Here is a 23,559-nt window from a genome sequence, read left to right as displayed (position 1 = left end):
GGAGTGGGACGGAGTAGCATCCGCGCATCGGTTCCTGATGCAGTGCCGCCGTCGATTCGGAGGAACAATGCAGTCGAGCGCCACAGTCCTGGTCTACAGCGACAACGCCAACACTCGCGAGCAGGTGCGGCTGGCCGCTGGACGCAGGCCCGCGCCCGATGTTCCCCCGGTCGAGTTCGTCGAGTGCGCCACCCTCCCCGCCGTACTGAAGCGGCTGGACGAGGGCGGCATCGACGCGTGCGTCCTGGACGGTGAGACGGTTCCCGCGGGCGGCATGGGCGTCTGCCGGCAGATCAAGGACGAGATCTTCAACTGCCCGCCGGTGCTGCTGCTGATCGGCCGCCCGCAGGACGCCTGGCTGGCCACCTGGAGCCGTGCGGAGGCCGCGGTGACGCTCCCGGTCGATCCGGTGGAGTTCGCCGACGCGCTGGCCGGCCTGCTGCGCGCCCGGCTGGCCATCAATTCCTGAAGCCGAGCCGCTTTCCCAGTCGCCCTTTCTGAGACGGGCCCGGACCGTGCCTGGCCGGGCCGTCAGACCTCGGGACGCAGCCGCGCCACGTCCACCGGGCTGCTGCCGTCTTTGGTGTCGGCCACCAGCGCGCTGCCACCGCGCCACCTGTCCCAGGACACGTTCCAGTCGCCGAAGCCGTTGCCGAACGGGTCCATCTCGGCGCCCTGGCTGTTGATGACCTTGACTATGTCGCCTTCACGGACGGTCTCGAAGAACCACGCGGCGTTGCCGGTGGACATCCCGGTGCAGCCGTGGCTGACGTTCGCGTACCCCTGTGAGCCGACCGACCAGGGCGCGGCGTGGACGTACTCACCGCTCCAGGTGACCCGTGTCGCGTAGTAGACGGGCAGGTCGTACGAGTCCGCACTGCCCTCCGCTATCCCGATGCTGGTACCGCGCATCCGTACGAAGTACTCCTTGCCGAGCACGACCTTGATTCCGTTGCGGGTGGAGAAGCCGGGCTTGCCGGTGGTCACCGGAATGGTGTTGATCACTTCTCCGTTGCGCTTGACCGTCATCTGGTGCGACCCCGCGTCCGTAATGGCCTCGATGCGGTCCCCGATGGTGATTTTCAGGTCCTTGGAGGGGCCGCCGTAGAGCTTGTCGGAGACCTTGACGCCCTGGAGGTTGCTCGTGGCCCGCAGGGTCGCGCCGGTGGGCCAGTACTCCTTCGGGCGGTAGTGCAGTTTCTTGTCGTCCACCCAGTACCAGGCGCCCTCCACGGAGGGCATGGACTCGACCTTCAGGGCGCGTTCCACGACGGCCCTGGCCGCCTTGTCCTTGACCGGGAGGCTGAGCTCCGCGGTGATGGGCTGGCCGACGCCGTACGTGCCCGCCTTGGGGCCGAGGTTGACCGTCAGGAGCCGCTTGGCGGGTGAGGTCTCGAAGGCCAGCGTACGGACGCCCGGGGAGCCGTCCTCGTCCTCCGTGGAGACCTTGACGGTGTACTTCACGCCGGCGGACAGAGGTGCGGTGGAGCGCCAGCGGGCGCCTTCGGCGTCGAGTTCGCCGGCGAGGTGGTGTCCCGAGTCGTCGGTGACGGTCACATCGGTGATCCGGCCGTCGTCGCCCGTGGCGACGACCTCGAGCGGCTTGTCGGGGTCCACCTTGGTGCCGCCGTCGGGGGTGTTGACGGAGACCTGGTCCGCCGCGTCGAACGGCTTCGCGGCGAGCGGGTGGCTGTCGGAGTCCGAGCATGCTGCTGCGGTCGCGCCGAAGGACACGACCAGCAAGGTGCAGCTGAGGACGGTGCGAATGCGCGGCGTGTGGTTCATAAGCACACGCTATGAAGATCAGTTGGCAGCGGCGCGCTGGGTGACTCCAAACGGAGGGGCCCGGATCCCCCTCACGAGTGAAGGGGATCCGGGCCCTGCCGTGTGTCGCTTGACGCGGCGCCGTATTGGTCAGGGGCCAACCCCCGGACCCTCAGCCGGAACTACTGGTTCTGGTTCTCGCCGCGGTAGTACTCGAATACCCAGCCGAACAGACCGATGAAGACGACCGGGACCGAGAAGTACAGCAGCCACCAGCCGAAGACGACGCCCATGAAGGCCAGGGCACCGCCCACGGCCAGGGAGAGCGGCTGCCAGCTGTGCGGGGAGAAGAACCCCACCTCGCCGGCCTCGTCCGCCACGTCGGCGTCCTTGTTGTCCTGCGCCATGGCGTCCACTCGCCGGGCCGTGAAGGCCAGGTAGTAGCCGATCATGATGCTCAGGCCGAAGCCGAGGAAGAGCGCCGTAGTGCCGGCAGGCTCCTTCGACCACACGCCATAGACGACCGCCATGGCGAGGATGAAGACGCTCAGCCAGAGGAACATCTTGCCCTGGATCCTCACTTGCCCGCCTCCTTCTCACCAGCAATGACGCCGGCGCCGTGGCCGACGTGCTCGAGGGCCGCGATCTCCGGGTGGTGCAGATCGAACGCCGGGGATTCGCTGCGGATCCGGGGCAGAGTGATGAAGTTGTGCCGCGGCGGCGGGCAGGACGTCGCCCATTCGAGCGAACGGCCGTAGCCCCACGGGTCGTCGACCTCGATCTTCTTGCCGTACTTGGCCGTCTTCCAGACGTTGTAGAAGAACGGCAGGATCGACAGACCGAGCACGAACGAGCTGATCGTGGAGATCGTGTTCAGCGCGGTGAAGCCGTCGGCGGCGAGGTAGTCCGCGTACCGACGCGGCATGCCCTCGGCGCCCAGCCAGTGCTGCACCAGGAACGTGCCGTGGAAGCCGATGAACAGCGTCCAGAAGGTGATCTTGCCGAGCCGCTCGTCCAGCATCTTGCCCGTGAACTTCGGCCACCAGAAGTGGAAGCCGGCGAACATCGCGAAGACCACGGTGCCGAAGACGACGTAGTGGAAGTGCGCGACGACGAAGTACGAGTCGGAGACGTGGAAGTCCATCGGGGGCGAGGCCAGGATGACGCCGGTCAGTCCACCGAAGGTGAAGGTGACCAGGAAGCCGATCGTCCACAGCATCGGAGTCTCGAAGGACAGCGAGCCCTTCCACATGGTGCCGATCCAGTTGAAGAACTTCACACCGGTCGGTACCGCGATCAGGAAGGTCATGAAGGAGAAGAACGGCAACAGCACGCCGCCTGTGACGTACATGTGGTGCGCCCACACCGTCACGGACAGACCGGCGATCGCGATGGTCGCGCCCACCAGTCCGATGTAACCGAACATCGGCTTGCGGCTGAAGACTGGGATCACCTCGGAGACGATCCCGAAGAACGGCAAGGCGATGATGTACACCTCTGGATGGCCGAAGAACCAGAAGAGGTGTTGCCAGAGCAACGCGCCGCCGTTGGCCGCATCGAACACATGGGCGCCGAACTTGCGGTCCGCCTCCAGCGCGAAGAGCGCGGCGGCCAGCACCGGGAAGGCCAGCAGGACCAGCACACCGGTCAGCAGCACGTTCCACACGAAGATCGGCATCCGGAACATCGTCATGCCGGGAGCGCGCATGCAGATGATCGTGGTGATGAAGTTGACCGAACCGAGGATCGTGCCGAAGCCGGAGAAGGCCAGACCCATGATCCACATGTCGGCGCCGACACCCGGCGAGCGGACCGCGTCCGACAGCGGGGAGTAGGCGAACCAGCCGAAGTCGGCCGCACCCTGCGGGGTGAGGAAGCCGGCCACCGCGATGAGCGAGCCGAAGAGGTAGAGCCAGTACGCGAACATGTTCAGCCGCGGGAACGCCACGTCGGGCGCGCCGATCTGCAGCGGCATGATCCAGTTCGCGAATCCGGCGAACAGCGGCGTCGCGAACATCAGCAGCATGATCGTGCCGTGCATCGTGAACGCCTGGTTGAACTGCTCGTTCGACATGATCTGGGTGCCGGGACGGGCCAGCTCGGCGCGCATGAAGAGCGCCATCAGACCGCCGATGCAGAAGAACGCGAACGACGTGATCAGGTACATCGTGCCGATGGTCTTGTGGTCAGTGGTGGTCAGCCACTTCACGACCACACTCCCCGGCTGCTTGCGCCGTACCGGCAGCTCGTTCGCGTACGAGTCGTCAGCTGCTTCGGCGGCACCCTGAGGTTCGTTGAGGATGCTCACAGTTTGTTCGTCTCCGAGTTCCGGGCCGGGTCGGTCTGCTCGATACCGGCCGGGATGTAGCCGGTCTGCCCCTTCTTCGCCAGCTCCTGGAGGTGCTGCTGGTAGCGCTCCGGGGAGACGACCTTGACGTTGAAGAGCATCCGGGAGTGGTCGACGCCGCAGAGCTCCGCGCACTTGCCGAGGAAGGTGCCCTCCTGGGAGGGCGTCACCTCGAAGGAGTTGGTGTGCCCGGGGATGACGTCCATCTTCATCAGGAAGGGGACAACCCAGAAGGAGTGGATGACGTCACGAGAGGTCAGGACGAACCGGACCTTCTCGCCCTTGGGCAGCCACAGCGTCGGGCCCGGGTTGCCGGTCTGGGGGTTGCGGGTGCCGGGGATGCCGGCGTCGTAGACGCCGCCCGCGTTCGCCGGGTAGTCCGCATGGAATCTGTCCGGAATCGCTGCCAGGTTCGCGTCGGTCTTGGCGTCACCCTTCACGCCCGGCACGTTCTCGATGTAGTTGAAGCCCCAGCTCCACTGGTAGCCGACCACGTTGACCGTGTGGGCGGGCTTGGAGAGAGCAAGGAGCTTCGACTCGTCACGTGCGGTGAAGTAGAAGAGCACCGAAACGATGATGAGCGGAACCACCGTGTACAAGGCCTCGATGGGCATGTTGTACCGGGTCTGCGGAGGTACCTCCACCTTGGTACGGCTGCGCCGGTGGAAGATGACACTCCAGATGATCAGCCCCCACACCAGGATGCCCGTGACGAGCGCTGCCGCCCACGAGCCCTGCCAGAGGGAGAGGATCCGGGGAGCCTCCTCCGTTACCGGGGTGGGCATTCCCAGGCGGGGGAAGTCCTTGTATGTGCAACCAGAGGCGGTCGCCAGGACAACGCCCGCGGTCAGCACCTGGAGCAGCTTCCGCCGCATCGGGCGCCGCGACGAGCGGTCGGAGCCGTTGGGACTCACGTAGCGCCTTCCCGAGAGTCTCGGCCCGCGCGACGGGATGCGGCCGTCTCGCTTGTCGGTCGCCGGCCCTGACGCGGGCAGGGGTTTGGATGTTTATGCGGACCAAACCCTACTGGACGCTATTTGGGGTCGCGCGGGGAGGGTGCCCAACGCGCCGTCCGACACCCCGAAGGAATGGACTGCCCTTGGTTCAGGCGCTGAATCCCGGCCTCCGGTGGGCATCTGACGGCCCCTGGCCTACGCCCCCCATGGAGCCGGCACCGGCGTACGGCCCTCTGCCCGCGCCCCCATTACCGGGAGCGCGGGGACGCGCCCACGAACCCTCCACCGGGAGCGCGGGGGCAACCACGGACGTGGTGACTCGGCAGGGTTAGCGTTGCAGCGTGCCCTACTTCGATGTCGCGTCCTCCGCTCCACTGCACCCGGTGGCCCGGCAGGCCCTGCAGGCCTCCCTCGACGAGGGCTGGGCCGATCCCGCCCGGCTCTACCGCGAGGGGCGGCGCGCCAGGCTGCTGCTGGACGCGGCGCGGGAGGCCGCGGCGGAGGCCGTGGGCTGCCGGCCGGACGAGCTCGTCTTCACTCCTTCGGGGACCCGAGCGATTCACCTCGGAATTTCCGGCGTGCTCGCGGGGCGTCGGCGTGTCGGGCGCCATCTGGTGGTCTCCGCTGTCGAGCACTCGGCGGTGCTGCATGCGGCGGCCGAGCACGAGGCGGCCGACGGGGCGACGGTGACGGAGGTGCCGGTGAACCGTGCCGGGGCGGTATCGGCTGCCGCGTACACCGCCGCCCTGCGGGACGACACCGCGCTGGTCTGTCTGCAGTCGGCCAACCACGAGGTGGGAACGGAACAGCCGGTGACGGAGGTTGCCGAGGCGTGCGCGACGGCGGGGGTGCCGCTGTTGGTCGACGCGGCGCAGTCGCTCGCGTGGGGGCCGGTGGCCGGCGACTGGTCGCTGCTCGCCGCGAGCGCGCACAAGTGGGGCGGGCCCGCCGGGGTGGGGCTGCTCGCCGTACGCAAGGGTGTCCGGTTCGCCGCTCAAGGGCCCGCCGACGAGCGGGAGTCGGGGCGGTCGGCCGGCTTCGAGAACATCCCGGCGATCGTGGCGGCGGCGGCGTCGCTGCGGGCGGTACGGGCGGAGGCGGCGGACGAAGCGGTACGGCTGCGGGCCCTGGTGGACCGGATCCGCGCACGGGTGCCGGAGCTGGTGCCGGATGTCGAGGTGGTGGGCGATCCGGTGCGCCGCCTCCCTCATCTCGTCACCTTCTCGTGTCTCTATGTCGACGGAGAGACAGTGCTGCATGAGCTGGACCGGGCGGGGTTCTCGGTCTCGTCGGGCTCCTCCTGTACGAGCAGCACGCTCACGCCCAGCCATGTACTGCGGGCCATGGGGGTGCTGAGCGAGGGGAATGTTCGGGTCTCGCTGCCGCTCGGCACGACGGAGGAGGACGTGGAGCGCTTCCTGTCGGTCCTGCCCGGTGTGGTGTCGGCGGTACGGGAACGCCTCGGCGCGCCCGTCACTTCGCCGGGGTCCGGGCAGACGGCGTCACTCGTGGTGGACGCACTCGGCAAGCGGTGCCCGATCCCGGTGATCGAGCTCGCGAAGGTGATCGGGGACGTGCCGATCGGCGGCACGGTGACGGTGCTGTCGGACGACGGGGCGGCGCGGCTGGACATCCCGGCATGGTGCGAGATGCGGGGGCAGGAGTACGTGGGCGAGGAAGGGGCGGAGCGAGGCGTGGCGTACGTGGTGCGTCGGGTGATGTGACGTCTGCCGGGGGGTGCCCCTCCCCGCCCCTTCCCGAACCATGGTCTTCGCCCCCGGACCCCGGACGGGCTTGACGTGGCCGGGCATATCAAGCCCCGCCGGCGTTTGAGGCATGGGGGTGCCCCCACGCCCGCAGGGCGTGGGGGCAGGGTCCGGGGCGGAGCCCCGGTGTCAGTGCAGGTGGCGCTGGACGTCCGCGGACGCGTCGTGGCCGTACGCCTTCGTGAAGCGGTCCATGAAGTGCGCCCGCCGCAGCGTGTACTCCTGCGTGCCCAGCGTCTCGATCACCAGCGTCGCCAGCATGCAGCCGACCTGCGCCGCGCGCTCGAGGCTCACCCCCCAGGACAGGCCCGACAGGAAGCCCGCGCGGAACGCGTCGCCGACGCCCGTCGGGTCGACCTTGGCCTCCTCCTCCGGCACGCCGACCTCGATCGGCTGCTGACCGGCGCACTCGATGCGGACGCCGTTCGAGCCGAGCGTAGTGACCCGGTGGCCGACGCGCGCCAGGATCTCCGCGTCCGTCCAGCCCGTCTTGGACTCGATGAGCCCCTTCTCGTACTCGTTCGAGAAGAGGAAGGTCGCCCCGTCCAGCAGTATCCGGATCTCGTCGCCGTTCATGCGCGCGATCTGCTGGGAGAAGTCGGCCGCGAAGGGAATCGCGCGCGAGCGGCACTCCTCGGTGTGGCGGAGCATCGCCTCGGGGTCGTCCGCGCCGATCAGGACGAGGTCCAGCCCGCCGACCCGGTCGGCGACGGACTTCAGCTCGATGAGGCGGGCCTCGCTCATCGCGCCGGTGTAGAAGGAGCCGATCTGGTTGTGGTCGGCGTCCGTGGTGCAGACGAAGCGCGCGGTGTGCAGCACCTCCGAGATGCGTACGGAGGCGGTGTCCACGCCGTGCCGGTCCAGCCACGCGCGGTACTCGTCGAAGTCGGATCCGGCCGCGCCGACCAGGATCGGCCCGCTGCCGAGCTGTCCCATTCCGAAGCAGATGTTGGCGCCGACACCGCCCCGGCGCACATCGAGGTTGTCGACCAGGAAGGAGAGGGAGACCGTGTGCAGTTGGTCCGCGACCAACTGGTCGGCGAAGCGGCCGGGGAAGGTCATGAGATGGTCGGTGGCGATGGAGCCGGTGACTGCGATTCGCACGGCGATGCGCTCCTGGGGCGGGGTGGGTTTGACAGTTCACGCTACCGGGTCGACGGCCCCTCGCGAAGTGCGGAAACTACCCGATAGTAGGCCTTTTTCATGGTCGCCCCGGTGCGTACGGTGCGGATATGACGAAGCCCATCACCCCCCGCGAGTCGCGAGAGTCCGAGATCAGTCTGGCCCAGCTGCGCGGTGACTGCGCACGGATGGCTCCGCACTGGGTGGTGCCCGCGGCGGCCGTGCCCGCGCCTGTGCCGCCGTCCCGTATCCATGGTGTCGTGGTTCCGGCCTCTTCCGCCCGGCTTCTCGACGCGATGGCGGAATACGGCGACTAGTTCCGCTCGGCGACTGAGTTCCGCTCAACGGGGGGCGCATCAGGGAACCGTGCGCTCCCCCGCTCCGTCACATTCATGTCCCCGTACAACGGAGACATGAGACAAGGAGCGATGCGGTGAGCAGTACGGAGCGACCCCCCAACAGCGTGGACAGCCCCCGCCGTCGGCGTTCCCCGTTCGTCGTCGCCTCAGTGGCGGCGGCTGTGCTGATCGCGGGTGGCGGTGGCGCGTATTTCGCGACGGCCGGCTTCGGCAGCGACGGCGCACAGGCCAAGAGCGGTGCGCCGGGCAAGGGCTCGAATCCGCCCCCGCTCGCCCTGGACGACCGCGGGGACGGTTCGGGCCGCAGCGGCATCGCGCCGGGTGAGCCCGACCCCTCGGGCGGGGTCGTCTACCGGGCCGCGGGCAAGCTGCCGGACGGACCGGACAAGGCCGCCGTCCACCGTGCGAAGGGTGCTGTCACGGCGGCCGAGGTGACGGCGCTGGCGAAGGCGCTCGGGCTGCCGGGCACACCGCGGCCGGTCGGCCAGGCCTGGAAGATCGGGGCGGACAAGGACGGCGCGGGCCCGCTGCTGCAGGTCAACAAGGAGGCGCCGGGCACCTGGACGTTCGCCAGGTTCGGGCCTTCGCCGGGCGGTGACAACTGCAAGAAGGTCGATGTCTGTCCGTCCCGTGGCGACTTGGGGACAACGGGCGGGAGCACGGCCCGCACCGCGCCGGTGAGCGAGGAGGCCGCGAAGAAGGCCGCGTCGCCCGTGCTGAAGGCGCTCGGCCAGAGCGACGCGAAGCTGGACGCCCGCCAACTGATGGGCTCGGTACGGGTGGTGAACGCCGATCCGGTGGTCGGCGGCCTGCCGACGTACGGCTGGACGACCGGCGTCCAGGTCGGCGCGGACGGTCAAGTGGTCGGCGGCAGCGGGCAGTTGAAGAAGCCCGTCAAGAGCGACGAGTATCCGGTGATCTCCGCCCAGGAGGCGCTGAAGCAGCTGAACAAGGACTCCAGGGGCAGCGGCCCGATCGGTATCGGCGGCTGCGCCACGCCCGTGCCGCTGGAGGGCGAGCAGAAGCCCGACGCCCCGTGCGAGCCGAAGGGCGGGGTTACGGGTCCGCAACAGCTGACGATCGGCAAGGCGGTCTTCGGACTGGCCGCGCAGTACGTCGACGGGCAGCAGGCACTCGTACCGTCGTGGCTCTTCCAGGTGGAGCCGAAGGGCGGCGCCCAGCCGTTCACCATCGCGCAGCCCGCGGTGGCCCCGAAGTTCCTGAAGCAGCCCACGCCGCCGGCACAGAACGTCAAGCCGACCGAGCCGCGGAAGGACCACGCGACGCCGTCCGACCGGCGCGTCCAGTCGTACAGCGCGGACGGGCGGACCCTGACCGTGACGTTCTGGGGCGGGGTGTGCAGCGACTACGCGGCGACGGCGACGGAGAGCGCCGACACCGTGAAGGTCAAGATCACCGAGACGAACCCGGACCCGGATCGGGTCTGCATCGCCATCGCCAAGGAGCTGACGGAGAAGGTGACGCTGGACAAGCCGCTGGGCGACCGGAAGGTCGTGGACGCTCAGACTGGTCAGGCCGTACCGCGGAGCCCGACCCGCTGAAGCGACACAGCACCGAACTGACACAGCGCACGTACGAAGGCGGCGGCCCCCGGTGTCGGGGGCGCCGCCTTCGTACGTGTCGTACCGGCCTCGAGCTTTAGTCGTACCCGCCTCGAGCTTTAGCTGAAGGAGTCGCCGCAGGCGCAGGACCCGGTGGCGTTCGGGTTGTCGATCGTGAAGCCCTGCTTCTCGATCGTGTCCACGAAGTCGATCGACGCGCCGCCCAGGTACGGGGCGCTCATCCGGTCGGTCACGACCTTGACGCCGCCGAAGTCCTTGACGACATCGCCGTCGAGCGAACGCTCGTCGAAGAACAGCTGGTAGCGCAGGCCGGAGCAGCCGCCGGGCTGAACGGCGACGCGCAGCGCCAGGTCCTCACGGCCTTCCTGGTCCAGCAGGGCCTTGACCTTGGCCGCGGCGGCGTCGGACAGGAGGATGCCGTCGTTCACGGTGGTGGTCTCGTCCGATACGGACATCTGCTTCTCTCCCGGGTTGTACGGAGACTGCTTGCCGACGATTGCAACCGGCATGGCCGCGGATTCATTCCGGGCCGAGGGGCTGACTTTCCCCTTCATGCTCGCACACCGGCTCGCGGGAGGGGGCTGACCTGTGGACGGCGGGTGTACAGCGGGGTGTACGGGGGGTGCGTCACATCGACGCTATGGACATCGTCAAAGTGACGTGAAGCAGTTATGATAGATAGCGTCAAATAGACGAGAAGTACCTCTGAAGAAGAGAAAGGGTGCGTGACGTGACCACCGCCCAAGCCCGCCCTGAGCTCGACGTCCAGCCGACGCCGCTCGCCCTGCTGCTGCTCGGCCGTGAGGCCGACCCCCGGAGCGAGCGCGGCGTGGAGTGCCCCGGCGACCTGCCGTCCCCGTCCGACCCGGACCTGGTGGAGCGCGCCCGCGCGGCCAAGGAGAAGCTCGGCGACAAGGTCTTCGTCCTGGGCCACCACTACCAGCGCGACGAGGTCATCCAGTTCGCCGACGTCACCGGCGACTCCTTCAAGCTGGCCAAGGACGCCGCGGCCCGGCCGGAGGCCGAGTACATCGTGTTCTGCGGTGTGCACTTCATGGCGGAGTCCGCCGACATTCTGACCTCCGACGACCAGAAGGTCGTGCTGCCGGACCTGGCGGCGGGCTGCTCGATGGCGGACATGGCGACGGCCGAGCAGGTCGCGGAGTGCTGGGACGTGCTGACCGACGCCGGCATAGCCGAGCAGGTCGTGCCCGTCTCGTACATGAACTCCTCGGCGGACATCAAGGCCTTCACCGGCAAGCACGGCGGGACGATCTGTACCTCGTCGAACGCGAAGCGCGCGCTGGACTGGGCCTTCGAGCAGGGCGAGAAGGTGCTCTTCCTGCCGGACCAGCACCTGGGCCGCAACACCGCGGTACGTGAGATGGGCCTGTCGCTCGACGACTGCGTCCTGTACAACCCGCACAAGCCGAACGGCGGGCTGACCGTCGAGCAGCTGCGCGCCGCGAAGATGATCCTCTGGCGCGGTCACTGCTCGGTGCACGGTCGCTTCTCGCTGGACTCGGTGAACGACGTACGCGAGCGGATCCCGGGCGTGAACGTCCTCGTGCACCCGGAGTGCAAGCACGAGGTCGTGGCCGCGGCGGACTACGTCGGCTCGACGGAGTACATCATCAAGACGCTGGAGGCGGCCCCGGCCGGCTCCAAGTGGGCCATCGGCACCGAGCTCAACCTGGTCCGCCGGGTCGCGAACGCGCACCCCAACAAGGAGATCGTCTTCCTCGACAAGACGGTCTGCTTCTGCTCGACCATGAACCGCATCGACCTGCCCCACCTGGTGTGGGCGCTGGAGTCGCTGGCGGAGGGGAATCCGGTGAACCGGATTCAGGTCGACAAGGAGACGGAGAGCTTCGCGAAGCTGGCGCTGGAGCGGATGCTGGCGCTGCCGTAGCGCGTCCGGTCTGTCGGTAAGGGGCACCCGCAGTTGCGGGTGCCCCTTACTCCGCCCTGGTACTTACTCCACCCTGGTACTTACTCCACCCTTGGACGAACCAGGCCCGATTCATACGCGATGACCACCAGCTGGGCACGGTCGCGGGCACCCAGTTTCGCCATCGCGCGGTTCACATGGGTCTTGACGGTCAGCGGACTGACCGCGAGCTGTTCGGCGATCTCGTCGTTGGAGTGGCCACCCGCGACCAGGACGAGGACCTCGCGCTCGCGCCCGGTGAGCGCGGCGAGCCGCTCGGAGTACGCCTTGGACTCCTGCCCGTCGTCCGAAGTGCCGCCCTGCGCGAGGAACTTGGCGATCAGGCCCTTGGTCGCCACCGGCGAGAGCAGCGCCTCACCCGCGGCTGCGATACGGATGGCGTTCAGCAGTTCGTCCGGTTCCGCGCCCTTGCCCAGAAAGCCCGACGCCCCGGCCCGCAGCGACTGCACCACGTACTCGTCCACCTCGAAGGTGGTCAGCATGACGACCCGTACCTGGGACAGCTCGGGGTCCGCGCTGATCAGGCGGGTCGCGGCGAGCCCGTCCGTACCGGGCATACGGATGTCCATCAGGACGACATCGGCCTTGGCCGAGCGGGCCAGGTCGACCGCCTCGGCACCGTCCGCGGCCTCCGCGACGACCTCCATGTCGGGCTCGGAGTCCACCAGCACCTTGAACGCGCTGCGCAGCAGCGTCTGGTCGTCGGCGAGCAGCACCCTGATCGTCATCTGTCCTCCCCCGTACGTGTCTTGAGCGGCAGTATCGCCTGTACGCGGAAGCCGCCGCCGTAGCGGGGACCGGTGGTGAGGGTGCCGCCGAGCGCGGTGACGCGCTCGCGCATGCCCAGCAGACCGTGGCCGCCACCGACCGTCTGCCCCTGCGGCTCCGCGCCGTTGTCCAGCACGGTCACTTCCAGGGTCGGGCCGACCCTGATCACGCTCACCTCGGCCTTGGCGTCGCGGCCCGCATGCTTCTGCGCATTGGTCAGCGCCTCCTGGATGATCCGGTACGCCGCGAGGTCGACGGCCGCCGGCAGCCTGATGCCGTCGTCGGCGCGGGCCACCTCCACCGGCAGACCTGCCTGCCGGAAGGTGATGACCAGCTCCTCGAGGACTTCGAGGCCGGGCGCCGGCTCGGTCGGGGCCTCCGGATCGCCGGACTGGCGGAGCAGGCCGACGGTGGCGCGCAGTTCGTTGAGGGCCGAGCGGCTGGCCTCGCGCACATGGGCGAGGGCTTCTTTGGCCTGGTCGGGCCGCTTGTCCATGACATGGGCCGCCACACCCGCCTGCACATTGACCAGGGCGATGTGGTGCGCGACCACATCGTGCAGATCGCGGGCGATCCGCAGCCGCTCCTCGGCGACCCGGCGGCGGGCCTCCTCCTCACGGGTGCGTTCGGCGCGCTCGGCCCGCTCACGTATCGCGCCGACGAAGTCACGACGGCTGCGTACGGCATCGCCCGCGGCCGCCGCCATTCCGGTCCAGGCGAAGATTCCGAGGTTCTCCTGGGAGTACCAGGGAGGCGAGCCGAAGAACATCGCGGCACCCGTCAGCACCGCCATGGTGAGCAGGCCGACCCGCCAGGTGGTGGGCCGGTCGGTGCGGGAGGCGACCGTATAGAGCGCGATCACCGCGCTCATCGCGACCGGGGCGGGCGGGTCTCCGGTGACCAGTTCGACGACGGAGACCGCGCCGGTGAGGACGAGCACCGCCAGCGGGTTGCGGCGGCGGAAGACGAGCGCGCCGGCCGCCGGGACCATCAGCAGCACACTGCGCAGCTGAGGGGTCCGGCTCCCGAATTCCGGCCCGTGCCGCCCGTTCGGGTCCGCGAAGGAGCCGACGACCATGCAGATCAGCACGGCCGCCGCGAGTGCGCCGTCCAGCGCCAGCGGATGCGCGCGGAGCCAGCGCTGGGTGCGGGCGAACCCGGTGGCGAGTGAGGTCACATCGAGCAACGGTACGGCGTGCCGCGAAAGCCGCGTACATGCGCGCGTACATGCGCAAGCACATGCGCAAGCACATGCGCGAGCACAGCAGATGACGGCAGAACGCCCCGCCCCGGATCATCCGGGGCGGGGCGTTCTGTCTGTTGGAGTGCGGAGGTCGACCCGCAGGGAGTGCGGACGTCAGCCGGGGATGAGGCCGTCGTCTCTGAGCAGCGCCCGGACGTCCTCGAGAGTCGCGTCCGGAGTCGGGAGAATCAGCTCGGACGGCTCCAGGGAGTCGTCCGGAAGCGGCTCGCCGAGCTCCCGGACCTTGCCCAGGAGCGCGTGGAGCGTGCGGCGGAAGCCCGGGCCGTCACCGCTCTCCATCTCGGCCAGCAGCTCGTCGTCGAGCTTGTTCAGCTCAGCGAGGTGGCTGTCCGCCAGCCTCAGCTGACCCTCCCCCATGATCCGTACGATCATGACGAGTCCCTACTGCTTGTCGCTGCCTGTCACTGCTTGTCGAACTTCGGGGTGTTCTGCTGCCCGGCCGCGTCCTGCTGGCCGGAGCCGCCTTCGATGGCCTGCTGCGAGGTCGAGCCGCCCGCGAGCTCGGCCTTCATCCGCTGCAGCTCCAGCTCTACATCAGTACCACCGGAGATGCGGTCCAGCTCGGCGGCGATGTCGTCCTTCGCCATCCCGGACTGGTCGTCGAGCGCACCGGAGGCGAGCAGCTCGTCGATCGCGCCGGCCCGGGCCTGCAGCTGCGCGGTCTTGTCCTCGGCCCGCTGGATCGCCATGCCGACGTCGCCCATCTCCTCGGAGATGCCGGAGAAGGCCTCGCCGATCCGGGTCTGCGCCTGGGCCGCGGTGTACGTGGCCTTGATGGTCTCCTTCTTCGTGCGGAAGGCGTCGACCTTGGCCTGCAGCCGCTGGGCCGCGAGGGTGAGTTTCTCCTCCTCACCCTGCAGCGTCTGGTGCTGTGTCTCGAGGTCGGTGACCTGCTGCTGCAGCGCGGCGCGGCGGGACAGCGCCTCGCGCGCCAGGTCCTCACGGCCGAGCGCCAGCGCCTTGCGGCCCTGGTCCTCCAGCTTGGTGGACTGTCCCTGCAGCTGGTTCAGCTGCAGCTCGAGCCGCTTGCGGGAGGTCGCCACATCGGCGACTCCGCGGCGCACCTTCTGGAGCAGTTCCAGCTGCTTCTGGTACGAGTAATCGAGGGTTTCGCGCGGATCCTCGGCCCGGTCAAGGGCCTTGTTTGCCTTCGCGCGGAAGATCATCCCCATACGCTTCATGACACCGCTCATGGGCTTCGCGCGCCCCCTTCTGACGGACTCAGCTTCAGCACTCCAACAGAACCCACAGTACGGGCCTTGCATCCATTACCGCACTGTTCGAGCGCGGATGCGCTCATCCCCAAGGACGACTGACAACGGCCCCGATCCGGCGCAAGGAGTAGGTGGCCATCAGGGAATCCACGGGCAACGTCCGCTCTGTCCGGCTTGCGGCCGGGTTCTGTCCTTCTACAGACGCACGGTGTTGCGCGATCGTTCCCGGGCGGTGCCCCGTCCCTGCGTTCCACCCCGTACCCTTGGGCTTTGTGTTTGGTAGCCGTTCCAAGGAAGAGAAGTCCCCCACCGACAAGGTGCCGCTGGACCTCTCCAAGCATCCCCGCGACCCCGAGGCCCCCAAGGGCCGCCCCACGCCGAAGCGGAGTGAGGCACAGACCCAGCGTCGCCGTGCCTCCAGCGCGCCGGTCGACCGCAAGGAGGCCGCGAAGCGCCAGCGCGAGGCCCGCCGCTCGGACATGGCCAGGCAGCGCGAGGCGCTCGCCAGCGGCGACGAGCGGTATCTGCCGGCCCGCGACAAGGGACCGGTCCGCCGCTTCGTGCGCGACTTCGTGGACTCGCGCTTCTGCATCGCCGAGTTCTTCCTGCCGCTCGCGGTGGTGATCCTGGTCCTGAGCATGGTCCGGGTGGGCTCGCTGCAGAACATCGCGCTGCTGCTCTGGCTCGGTGTGATCGTCCTGATCGTCGTCGACTCGATCGGCCTGGCGTTCCGCCTGAAGAGGCAGCTGAACGAGCGCTTCCCGAACGAGTCCAAGCGTGGTGCGGTCGCCTACGGCCTGATGCGTACGCTCCAGATGCGTCGCCTCCGGCTGCCCAAGCCGCAGGTCAAGCGCGGAGAGCGGCCCTGAGCACGAAGATCTCCGGTTTCGGAGGTGCTTCGGCCGAGTGGCTTGCCGGGCTCCGTGGACTGCGCAACACCGTCCGCCAGGAGCTCGTCGCCCGACAGCTGGACGAGCAGATAACCGCCCGCTATCCGGTAGGACAGCGGCTGCGGATACTCGACGTGGGGATGGGCCAGGGCACCCAGGCGCTGCGCCTGGCCCGGGCCGGGCACACGGTGACAGGCCTGGAGTCCGAACCGGACATGCTCCGGGTGGCCCGTGAGTCGCTCGCCACCGAGCCGGCCGGGATCCGCGAGCGGGTCCGGCTGATCGAGGGTGACGGCCGCGACACCGGGGTGCACTTTCTGCCGGGCAGCTTCGACGTGGTGCTCTGCCACGGCGTGCTCATGTATGTCCCGGAGCCGGACGCGATGCTCGCGGGCCTGGCCAGGATGCTGGCGCCGGGCGGGCTGCTCTCGCTGCTCGTACGGAACGGGGACGCGCTGGCCATGCGGCCGGCGCTGGACGGGGACTGGACGGGCGCACTGGCCGCCTTCGACTCGGACACGTACACCAATCGGCTCGGGCTGCCGGTGCGGGCCGACCGTCTGGATGCGCTGACGGCGACGCTGGCGGGTATCGCGGCGCCGCTGCACGCCTGGTACGGGGTGCGGGTCTTCACGGACAACGTGCCCGTGGAGTGCGAGCTGCCGGCCGCGGCCGAACTGGAGCGGCTGCTGGCGGCGGAGGACCGTGCGGGTCGCACGGAGCCGTACCGGCGGGTGGCGGCGTTGCTGCATCTGTGCGGCGTACGCGGCTGAGCTGCGGGACACGACCGAGCTGCGCGGCTGGAGTGGCGCGGATGAGTGACGCGGCTGGGTACTGAACCCGGGTCGCGGCTCGGACGCCGCCGGGAAATCCACCGAAAGAGCGAACGAGAAGCCGCGTCCTGCTGCTGCGCACCCCACTGATCGGGGTCTACCAGAGGCCATTTCGCAGCAAAAACGGGCTATGTCGCGGAGCAAATAGGGATACTCCGGACATGGACGCATCGCTCGTACGCCGTGTACTGATGCCTGTGACCGCTGCCGTCTGCGCGGCTGCCCTGTTCGGCGGGTGCACGGGCTCACCGAAGGAATCCGCGTCGCCGCAGGCCGCGCCCAAGGCCGCCAACGATCTGGAGGCCGACTACGAGAAGGTGATCAGAAACGTCCTGCCGTCGGTCGTCCAGATCCAGGCGGGCGACAGTATCGGCTCGGGCGTCGTCTACGACGACAAGGGCCATGTCGTCACCAACGCGCATGTAGTGGGCGCCGAGAAATCCTTCAACGTGACCGTGGCGACGGGTGAGCTGGAGCTGACAGCACAGCTGGTGTCCTCCTACCCGGAGCAGGATCTGGCGGTCATCAAGCTGGACAAGGTGCCACAGGGTCTGAAGGCGGCGAAGCTCGGTGACTCGTCGAAGGTCGAGGTCGGGCAGATCGTGCTGGCGATGGGTTCGCCGCTGGGTCTGTCCAGCAGCGTCACGCAGGGCATCGTCTCGGCGGTCGGCCGCACGGTGCGCGAGGGCGAGGACGGGGGCGGGACGGGCGCGACGATCAGCAACATGGTGCAGACGTCGGCGGCGATCAATCCGGGCAACAGTGGTGGGGCGCTGGTGAATCTGGACAGCGAGCTCATCGGGATTCCGACGCTGGAGGCGGTGGACCCGGGACTTGGCGGTGTGGCGACGGGCATCGGCTTCGCGATCCCCGTCTCGACGGTGAAGTCGATCGCGGACCAGATGATCAAGAACGGCGAGGTCACGCACTCGGGCCGGGCGGCGCTGGGCATCACGGCGCGGACGGTCCTGGACGACAGCTACCAGCCGTCGGGGGTAGCGGTGGTGTCGGTGGCGAAGGGGGGCCCGGCGCAGAAGGCGGGTATCCGGCCGGGGGACATCATCACGAAGCTGGGCTCGACGGAGATCACGTCAGTCATGTCACTGGCGGAGGCGCTGGCGTCGGCGAGCCCGGGCGAGAAGGTGGCGGTGACGTATCTGCGGGGTGGTGAGGAGGGTCGGGTCGAGGTGACGCTGGGCGAGGCCTGAGCGGCGGGGGCCGGGGGGTTGTTTCCTGCGGGCGAGGCCCGGTGGGGCTGACGCCCCGCCCCCGGGAAGCGGCAGGTTCGCGCCGCAGGCAGGCCGGGGGAAACCACGCACCCGCGGCCGGAAACAGCCAGGGGCACGGGGACCCCACTGGCCGCGGACCCGACGCCGTGCGGGCCGTCCCGCGGCGCGGACCTCGTGGAACCCGTGCCCCCCGGCTGTCAGCCCTCCGCGTTCAAGCTCATCGGGCCGTAGATCTTCGCGCCGTCCTCCGACAGCACCACCTGGTCCGCGCCGCCTTCGAGCAAGTCCTTCCAGTACTCGCCGATCCAGGACTCCGCGTCACCCTGCGTCGTGAACTCCTCCGGCTGCACCGCCGGCTGGACCTCCGTGCCGTCGGACTTCTCGAAACGCCACGTCCATGCCATGTCCGCCTCCCACTCCCAGGGGCCACCAGCTGATCACTATCCTGCCCGCAGCGTATCCGGGCGCGCACCGCCCGCGGTGACGCGGGAGGATCAGAGGCGTGGAACTGACTCTGCTCGGCACCGGCGGGCCCGCCGGACTGCCCCGCCCCGACTGCCCCTGCGCCGTCTGCGCCACGGCCCGCGGGCCGTATGCGCGGGCGGCCACCGCGCTGCTCATCGACGGGGCCCTGCTGCTCGACCTCACGCCCGGCGCCGCGCTCGCCGCAGCGCGGTCCGGGCATTCCCTCGTCGGCGTACGGCAGGTGCTGCTGACGCATCCTCACGACGGGCCGGCCGTGGATCTGCCCGCCGGGCTGCCCACGGCCGGGCGCGTGCCGGACGGGCAGGAGCTGACGCTGATCAGTGGGCACCGGGTGCGGGCCATGCCGATGGACCACCCCGGTACCGGGTACGAGGTGACGTCGCCGGAGGGCGAGCGGCTGCTGTACATGCCGCCGGGCGCCGCGCCCGCGGGCCTCGCAGAGGGCCTCGCCGCGTACGAGATGGTCGTGGGCGATGTCGTCGGACGGCCGGACGGCATCGCCCGGCTGCGTGCCTCCGGCGCGATCGGCTCGACCACCGACATCGTCGCGGTGCACCTGGACCACGACGTCCCCGGTGGTCCCGAGCTCGCCCGCCGCCTTGCGGCCGCCGGCGCGCGGGCCGTGCCCGACGGCACGACGCTGATCGTCGGCGAGTACCACGCCGTACCGGATCTCCCCCGCCGCACCCTAGTCACCGGCGGCGCCCGCTCGGGCAAGTCCCTCGAGGCCGAGCGGCGCCTGGAGTCCTTCCCCGAGGTGCTGTACGTCGCGACGGGCGGCAGCCGGGACGGGGACGCCGAGTGGTCGGCCCGCGTCCGGCGGCACCGCGAGCGCCGGCCGGGCTCCTGGCGTACCGCCGAGACCTGCGACCTCGTATCTCTCCTTGCCGAGGACGGACCGCCGATGCTGATCGACTGTCTGTCCCTGTGGCTCACCGACGCGATGGACCGGGTGGGCGCCTGGGACGACGCCAAGTGGGCGGCGCACGGCGAGCGCGCACTGCACGAGCGGGTCGCCGAACTGGTCGAGGCCGTACGGCAGACCCAGCGCACCGTCGTCGCTGTGACCAATGAGGTGGGCTCCGGTGTCGTGCCCGCCACCGCGTCGGGCCGGCGCTTCCGCGACGAACTCGGCCGCCTCAACGCCGCCTTCGCCGAGGAGTGCGAGCATCTGCTCCTGGTCGTCGCCGGTCAGGCCCTCGCGCTGCGCAGCTGACGGGCGCTGCCCTATGGCGACACCGCTGCCGGTACTGTTCGGCGAATGAGCAGGCTGAATCTCGACGACTTCTCCGATCTGATCGAGCGCCCCGACAGCGGCATGCGGCGTGACGCCGAGGAACGCCGGGAGCGGCTGATCGTCCCGCCCGGTTCCCTCGGCCGACTGGACGAGCTGGGCGAGTGGCTCTCCGCCGCGCAGGCCTCCGTACCGGTCAAGGCGATCGAGCAGCCGCGGGTGGTGCTGTTCGCCGGTGACCACGGGGTGGCCGAACTGGGCGTCTCCGGCCGGGAGTCCGGTTCCGCGCACGAGCTGGTGCGCGCCACACTGGAGGGCGCGAGCCCCGTCGCCGTACTGGCCCGCCGGATGGGCGTACCGGTGCGGATCGTCGACGCCTCTCTGGACTGCGACCCCGAGCTGCTGCCCGAGGATGTCGTACGCCGCCGGGTGCGGCGGGGCAGCGGACGTATCGACGTCGAGGACGCGCTGACCGTGGAGGAGGCCGAGGCAGCCGTACGCCTGGGCATGGCCGTCGCCGACGAGGAGGCCGACTCCGGCACCGACCTGGTCGTGCTCGGCGATCTGAGCGTCGGCGGCACCACACCGGCCTCGACCCTGATCGCCGCCCTGTGCGGCACGGACGCCTCGGTGGTGACCGGCCGCGGCGGCGCCGGCATCGACGATCTGGCCTGGATGCGCAAGTGCGCGGCGATCCGTGACGCGCTGCGGCGGGCCCGGCCGGTGCTCGGCGATCAGCTGGAGCTGCTGGCGACGGTGGGCGGCGCGGATCTGGCCGCGACGACGGGCTTCCTGCTGCAGAGCGCCGTACGCCGGATGCCGGTGATCCTCGACGGGGTGGTCTCGGCGGCGTGTGCCCTGGTGGGGCAGCGTGCGGCGTTCCGGGCGCCGGACTGGTGGCTGGCGGGCCAGCTGAGCGGCGAACCGGCGCAGGCCAAGGCCCTGGACCGGATGGCGCTCAACCCCCTGCTCGATCACGGCGTCACTGTGGGCGAAGGAACCGGGGCATTGCTCGCACTCCCCCTCGTGCAGGCTTCGGCCGCGCTCGCGGCCGAACTGCCGGAGCGTACCGAGCCGGTGGAGCCGGTGGAGGGCGACACGGACTGACGCGTGGGTGCGGCCGCCACAGGCCGCCGCACCTCGCCCATCATGACGCGAGATGCCCCATATCATCGCGTTTCATGGGAGAGGTCCGTTTGTCCAGCGAAGAGGCCGGCCGGGGTACGAGCCGAAGCACCGTCCGCTCACGACGCAGCGCGGCATTCGCCGTCTGGTACCTGCGCGCGGTGGCGTTCATCAATCTCCTGAGCGCCGTATGGGTCTCTTTCGGGCAGGATCTCCGGCGGCACAACATCGACGACTTCTTCACGCCGTATCTGCTGACGGCGGGCTTCGCCTCCGGGGTCTTCACGCTCTTCCTGGCGATCACCATGCGTCGCCGCAAGCGGGCCGCGTGGATCCTCAACTCCGTACTGGCCGGGCTCTTTCTGCTGCTCTTCGTCCTCGCGGTCGCCGTCGACCCGGCCATCAGGGAGCACGCACAGAACTGGATCTCGCTCGTCCTGACCGCCGCCTTCGTGCTCGCGCTGCTGCTCGGGCGGCGGGAGTTCTACGCCAAGGGCGACCGCGCCAACCCCAAGCTGGCCGCGGCCGTAGGGATCGGCGGGCTGCTGCTGACCTCGCTGCTCGCGGCCATACTCGTCACCGTCACCAACACCTCGGGCGGCCAGTCCACCTTCCTGGAGCGCTGGCGCTACGGCGTGATGCGGCTCGTGTCGCTCGCCGCCGACGACTCCGGCTTCGCCGGGATCAGCACGCCCGGCTGGGTCAACGTCACCATCAACGTCCTGTCCACGCTGCTGCTGCTCGCCGTGCTGTACGCGGCCTTCCGCTCCCGCCGCGCGGTCGACCCGCTCACCGAGGACGACGAGGAGAGACTGCGCGTCCTGCTCCAGCGCCACGGCGACCGCGACTCGCTCGGCTACTTCGCGCTGCGCCGGGAGAAGAGCGTCGTGTGGTCCCCCACCGGGAAGGCGGCGGTCACCTACCGGGTGGTGGGCGGAGTCTCGCTCGCCTCCGGCGATCCGCTCGGCGACCCGGAGGCCTGGCCCGGCGCGATCGATCCCTGGCTCGCAAAGGCCCGCGAACACGGCTGGATCCCGGCCGTGATGGGGGCGAGCGAGGAGGCCGGCACGATCTATGCGCGGCACGGCCTGGACGCCCTGGAGCTCGGCGACGAGGCGATCGTAGAGACGGACGACTTCACCCTGGACGGGCGCGCGATGCGGACCGTGCGCCAGGCCTACAACCGGGTCAAGCGGGCCGGCTACGAGGTACGGATCCGCCGCCACGAGGAGATCCCGCCCGAGGAGATGGACGTCCTGCTGGCGCGGGCCGACGACTGGCGCGACGGGGCCACCGAGCGCGGCTTCTCGATGGCGCTCGGGCGGCTCGGAGATCCCGGTGACGGCCGCTGTGTGATGCTCGAATGCACCGACGGCCAGGGCGAGTTGCGGGCGGTGCTGAGCTTTGTGCCCTGGGGTCCCAAGGGGCTCTCGCTCGACCTGATGCGGCGCGACCGCGACTCCGAGAACGGCCTCATGGAGTTCATGGTCATCGAACTCCTGCAGCGCGCAAAGGAGATCGGGATCACTCAGGTCTCATTGAACTTCGCGATGTTCAGATCGGTCTTCGAACGTGGCTCGAAGCTCGGCGCCGGTCCGGTGCTGCGGCTGTGGCGCTCACTCCTCAGCTTCTTCTCCCGCTGGTGGCAGATCGAGTCCCTCTACCGGGCCAACGCCAAGTACCGACCGATCTGGGAGCCGCGTTTCATGCTCTTCGAAAAGAGCGCCGACCTGCTGCGCATCGGCGTCGCCGCGGGCCGCGCCGAGGGTTTCCTGGAGGCGCCCGGTCTGCCCAAGTGGCTGCACCGCAGACACCTGGAGACCAAGCGTTGAACAGGGTGAGGGCGTTCGCGCGCCGCGAGTGGGGACCGCTGTACGCGACCCTGCGCAAGGCGCTCGTCACCAAGAAGTGGCGGGCCCTTCCGATGACGCTCGGGGCGGTCTGCCTCACAGCGCTCTTCCAGCTGATCCAGAACCAGTCCTGGGGCTTCGGCCCGGTCCGCGGAATCGGCTTCGTGAAGGCCGAGGACCCGCTCTGGGTCGCCCTGCTGCGCACCCCGCTCTCGCTGTTCGTACCGGCGCTGGATCTGCCGGTGTGGGGCGCGCTGGCGCAGATCCTGCTGGTGTTCGGCATCGCCGAGATCGCGCTGGGCCGGTACCGGACGCTGGTGATCGCGTACGCGTCGACGCTGGCCGGTACGACGTGCGCGCGGATCGGCATCTCGCTCGGCCCCGACGGCGTCTTCGGGCTGCCCGCGTCGGATGCCCTGATCGTCGACACCGGCCCCTCTGCGGCGGTCGTCGGCCTCGCTGTCTTCGTCTGCTGGCGCTACCGGGCCCGGCTCACGATGTCTCTCGTGATCGCGTCGATGATCGTCGAGGTGCTGGTGAAGAACAATCTGGCGGGCAAGGAGCATCTGGCGGCGATCGCCGCGGTGCTTGCGGTGATCGGGCTCTCGACGCTGCGCCGCCGGCGGCGCCTGCGGCACCGGCTTCAGCCGTCGCGCGAGGCGGGCCGGTCGGGCGGCGCATCGGGCCGGGGTGCGTCAGGCCGGTCGGGTGAGTCAGGCCGGTCGGGCGCATCGGGCCCGGGTACGTCACGCCCTGGTGCATCGGGCAGGCCGGGCGGCGCGTCAGGCCCGGGTACGTCAGGTCGGTCGGGCGGCGCG

The 23,559-nt window shown here is 69.6% G+C and carries 22 protein-coding genes and 1 pseudogene; 12 read left to right on the top strand and 11 right to left on the bottom strand.

Annotated features, from left to right (window positions below; genetic code table 11):
- The first annotated feature begins 67 nt into the window (after positions 1–67).
- Positions 68–469, top strand: coding sequence for a hypothetical protein (locus OG729_RS28990; RefSeq protein WP_360866445.1), 402 nt, complete (start codon positions 68–70; stop codon positions 467–469).
- Between the two features lie 62 nt (positions 470–531).
- Here OG729_RS28990 and OG729_RS28985 read toward each other — a convergent pair whose 3' ends face one another.
- The 4 genes from OG729_RS28985 to coxB form a co-directional block, all read right to left on the bottom strand.
- On the bottom strand, positions 532–1,785 hold the full coding sequence (locus tag OG729_RS28985) for an Ig-like domain-containing protein (RefSeq protein ID WP_360866448.1): 1,254 nt from the start codon (positions 1,783–1,785) through the stop codon (positions 532–534).
- 161 nt (positions 1,786–1,946) lie between these two features.
- Entirely contained in the window at positions 1,947–2,345 is a 399-nt protein-coding gene (locus tag OG729_RS28980) for a cytochrome c oxidase subunit 4 (RefSeq protein WP_360866450.1), read from the bottom strand.
- Positions 2,342–4,072: a cytochrome c oxidase subunit I gene (ctaD, locus tag OG729_RS28975; RefSeq protein ID WP_360866453.1), complete on the bottom strand. Its 1,731-nt coding sequence runs from the start codon at positions 4,070–4,072 to the stop codon at positions 2,342–2,344. The genes OG729_RS28980 and ctaD overlap by 4 nt, the downstream gene beginning before the upstream one ends.
- Complete coding sequence (gene coxB / locus OG729_RS28970) at positions 4,069–5,025, bottom strand: cytochrome c oxidase subunit II (RefSeq protein WP_360866456.1); 957 nt, start codon at positions 5,023–5,025, stop codon at positions 4,069–4,071. Before coxB ends, ctaD begins: the two co-directional genes overlap by 4 nt.
- Before the next feature lie 383 nt (positions 5,026–5,408).
- Between coxB and OG729_RS28965 the strand changes: the two genes are divergently transcribed.
- Positions 5,409–6,791: an aminotransferase class V-fold PLP-dependent enzyme gene (locus OG729_RS28965; RefSeq protein WP_360866459.1), complete on the top strand. Its 1,383-nt coding sequence runs from the start codon at positions 5,409–5,411 to the stop codon at positions 6,789–6,791.
- A gap of 171 nt (positions 6,792–6,962) precedes the next feature.
- Here OG729_RS28965 and OG729_RS28960 read toward each other — a convergent pair whose 3' ends face one another.
- Positions 6,963–7,937, bottom strand: a complete 975-nt coding sequence (locus OG729_RS28960; protein WP_360866462.1) for a carbohydrate kinase family protein — start codon at positions 7,935–7,937, stop codon at positions 6,963–6,965.
- 128 nt (positions 7,938–8,065) lie between these two features.
- Here OG729_RS28960 and OG729_RS28955 point away from each other — a divergent pair, with 128 nt between their 5' ends.
- Together OG729_RS28955 and OG729_RS28950 are read left to right on the top strand one after the other, a co-directional pair.
- Positions 8,066–8,272, top strand: coding sequence for a hypothetical protein (locus OG729_RS28955; protein ID WP_360866465.1), 207 nt, complete (start codon positions 8,066–8,068; stop codon positions 8,270–8,272).
- A 116-nt stretch (positions 8,273–8,388) separates the two neighbouring features.
- Positions 8,389–9,876: a hypothetical protein gene (locus OG729_RS28950; protein WP_405808803.1), complete on the top strand. Its 1,488-nt coding sequence runs from the start codon at positions 8,389–8,391 to the stop codon at positions 9,874–9,876.
- A gap of 119 nt (positions 9,877–9,995) precedes the next feature.
- Here the strand turns inward: OG729_RS28950 and OG729_RS28945 are convergent, their stop codons facing one another.
- A complete protein-coding gene (locus tag OG729_RS28945; protein ID WP_360867362.1) occupies positions 9,996–10,352 on the bottom strand; it encodes an iron-sulfur cluster assembly accessory protein in 357 nt (118 codons plus the stop codon).
- A gap of 266 nt (positions 10,353–10,618) precedes the next feature.
- Here OG729_RS28945 and nadA point away from each other — a divergent pair, with 266 nt between their 5' ends.
- A complete protein-coding gene (nadA, locus tag OG729_RS28940; RefSeq protein WP_405808801.1) occupies positions 10,619–11,809 on the top strand; it encodes a quinolinate synthase NadA in 1,191 nt (396 codons plus the stop codon).
- Positions 11,810–11,889: 80 nt separating this feature from the next.
- Here the strand turns inward: nadA and OG729_RS28935 are convergent, their stop codons facing one another.
- The 4 genes from OG729_RS28935 to OG729_RS28920 form a co-directional block, all read right to left on the bottom strand.
- The gene (locus tag OG729_RS28935) at positions 11,890–12,576 is read right to left on the bottom strand and encodes a response regulator transcription factor (RefSeq protein ID WP_360866473.1); all 687 of its coding nucleotides are present in this window, start codon (positions 12,574–12,576) and stop codon (positions 11,890–11,892) included.
- A complete protein-coding gene (locus OG729_RS28930; RefSeq protein WP_405808799.1) occupies positions 12,573–13,793 on the bottom strand; it encodes a sensor histidine kinase in 1,221 nt (406 codons plus the stop codon). Before OG729_RS28930 ends, OG729_RS28935 begins: the two co-directional genes overlap by 4 nt.
- Positions 13,794–13,973: 180 nt before the next feature.
- Positions 13,974–14,252, bottom strand: a complete 279-nt coding sequence (locus tag OG729_RS28925) for a hypothetical protein (protein ID WP_405808798.1) — start codon at positions 14,250–14,252, stop codon at positions 13,974–13,976.
- 29 nt (positions 14,253–14,281) lie between these two features.
- On the bottom strand, positions 14,282–15,073 hold the full coding sequence (locus tag OG729_RS28920; protein ID WP_405808796.1) for a PspA/IM30 family protein: 792 nt from the start codon (positions 15,071–15,073) through the stop codon (positions 14,282–14,284).
- A gap of 293 nt (positions 15,074–15,366) precedes the next feature.
- Here OG729_RS28920 and OG729_RS28915 point away from each other — a divergent pair, with 293 nt between their 5' ends.
- The 3 genes from OG729_RS28915 to OG729_RS28905 all read left to right on the top strand — a co-directional run bounded on the left by OG729_RS28915 (position 15,367) and on the right by OG729_RS28905 (position 18,025).
- Positions 15,367–15,963 (top strand): DUF3043 domain-containing protein, encoded by a 597-nt coding sequence (locus tag OG729_RS28915; RefSeq protein WP_360866485.1) that lies wholly within the window; start codon positions 15,367–15,369, stop codon positions 15,961–15,963.
- 59 nt (positions 15,964–16,022) lie between these two features.
- The gene (locus tag OG729_RS28910) at positions 16,023–16,757 is read left to right on the top strand and encodes a methyltransferase domain-containing protein (protein ID WP_360867365.1); all 735 of its coding nucleotides are present in this window, start codon (positions 16,023–16,025) and stop codon (positions 16,755–16,757) included.
- A 221-nt stretch (positions 16,758–16,978) separates the two neighbouring features.
- Positions 16,979–18,025 carry a S1C family serine protease gene (locus OG729_RS28905; RefSeq protein ID WP_405808794.1) on the top strand — a complete coding sequence of 349 codons (1,047 nt, stop codon included), beginning with the start codon at positions 16,979–16,981 and terminating at the stop codon, positions 18,023–18,025.
- Positions 18,026–18,243: 218 nt separating this feature from the next.
- On the opposite strand, the gene OG729_RS28900 is transcribed toward OG729_RS28905, so the two are convergent.
- The gene (locus OG729_RS28900; protein ID WP_360866491.1) at positions 18,244–18,450 is read right to left on the bottom strand and encodes a hypothetical protein; all 207 of its coding nucleotides are present in this window, start codon (positions 18,448–18,450) and stop codon (positions 18,244–18,246) included.
- 98 nt (positions 18,451–18,548) lie between these two features.
- Between OG729_RS28900 and OG729_RS28895 the strand changes: the two genes are divergently transcribed.
- From OG729_RS28895 to OG729_RS28880, 4 genes and pseudogenes are all read left to right on the top strand, one after another.
- Entirely contained in the window at positions 18,549–19,748 is a 1,200-nt protein-coding gene (locus tag OG729_RS28895; RefSeq protein WP_405808792.1) for a bifunctional adenosylcobinamide kinase/adenosylcobinamide-phosphate guanylyltransferase, read from the top strand.
- 54 nt (positions 19,749–19,802) lie between these two features.
- On the top strand, positions 19,803–20,873 hold the full coding sequence (gene cobT, locus OG729_RS28890; protein ID WP_360867368.1) for a nicotinate-nucleotide--dimethylbenzimidazole phosphoribosyltransferase: 1,071 nt from the start codon (positions 19,803–19,805) through the stop codon (positions 20,871–20,873).
- Between the two features lie 74 nt (positions 20,874–20,947).
- Positions 20,948–22,723, top strand: a complete 1,776-nt coding sequence (locus OG729_RS28885) for a phosphatidylglycerol lysyltransferase domain-containing protein (protein WP_405808790.1) — start codon at positions 20,948–20,950, stop codon at positions 22,721–22,723.
- Positions 22,720–23,364 (top strand): annotated as a pseudogene (locus OG729_RS28880) (hypothetical protein); the annotation flags it as partial. The gene OG729_RS28885 and the pseudogene OG729_RS28880, both read left to right, overlap by 4 nt.
- Positions 23,365–23,559: the final 195 nt, after the last annotated feature.

It is taken from the genome of Streptomyces sp. NBC_00210 (assembly GCF_045160975.1).
Lineage (GTDB): Bacteria > Actinomycetota > Actinomycetes > Streptomycetales > Streptomycetaceae > Streptomyces.
This window is presented reverse-complemented; position numbering and strand designations above follow the sequence as displayed.

What these genes read in the sequence shown, in the direction of transcription:
- OG729_RS28990 (WP_360866445.1), top strand. Translation starts at nt 68, where the DNA reads ATGCAGTCGAGCGCCACAGTCCTGGTCTACAGCGACAACGCCAACACT.
- OG729_RS28985 (WP_360866448.1), bottom strand. Translation starts at nt 1,785, where the DNA reads ATGAACCACACGCCGCGCATTCGCACCGTCCTCAGCTGCACCTTGCTG.
- OG729_RS28955 (WP_360866465.1), top strand. Translation starts at nt 8,066, where the DNA reads ATGACGAAGCCCATCACCCCCCGCGAGTCGCGAGAGTCCGAGATCAGT.
- OG729_RS28945 (WP_360867362.1), bottom strand. Translation starts at nt 10,352, where the DNA reads ATGTCCGTATCGGACGAGACCACCACCGTGAACGACGGCATCCTCCTG.
- OG729_RS28935 (WP_360866473.1), bottom strand. Translation starts at nt 12,576, where the DNA reads ATGACGATCAGGGTGCTGCTCGCCGACGACCAGACGCTGCTGCGCAGC.
- OG729_RS28925 (WP_405808798.1), bottom strand. Translation starts at nt 14,252, where the DNA reads ATGATCGTACGGATCATGGGGGAGGGTCAGCTGAGGCTGGCGGACAGC.
- OG729_RS28920 (WP_405808796.1), bottom strand. Translation starts at nt 15,073, where the DNA reads ATGAGCGGTGTCATGAAGCGTATGGGGATGATCTTCCGCGCGAAGGCA.
- OG729_RS28905 (WP_405808794.1), top strand. Translation starts at nt 16,979, where the DNA reads ATGGACGCATCGCTCGTACGCCGTGTACTGATGCCTGTGACCGCTGCC.
- OG729_RS28900 (WP_360866491.1), bottom strand. Translation starts at nt 18,450, where the DNA reads ATGGCATGGACGTGGCGTTTCGAGAAGTCCGACGGCACGGAGGTCCAG.
- OG729_RS28885 (WP_405808790.1), top strand. Translation starts at nt 20,948, where the DNA reads ATGGGAGAGGTCCGTTTGTCCAGCGAAGAGGCCGGCCGGGGTACGAGC.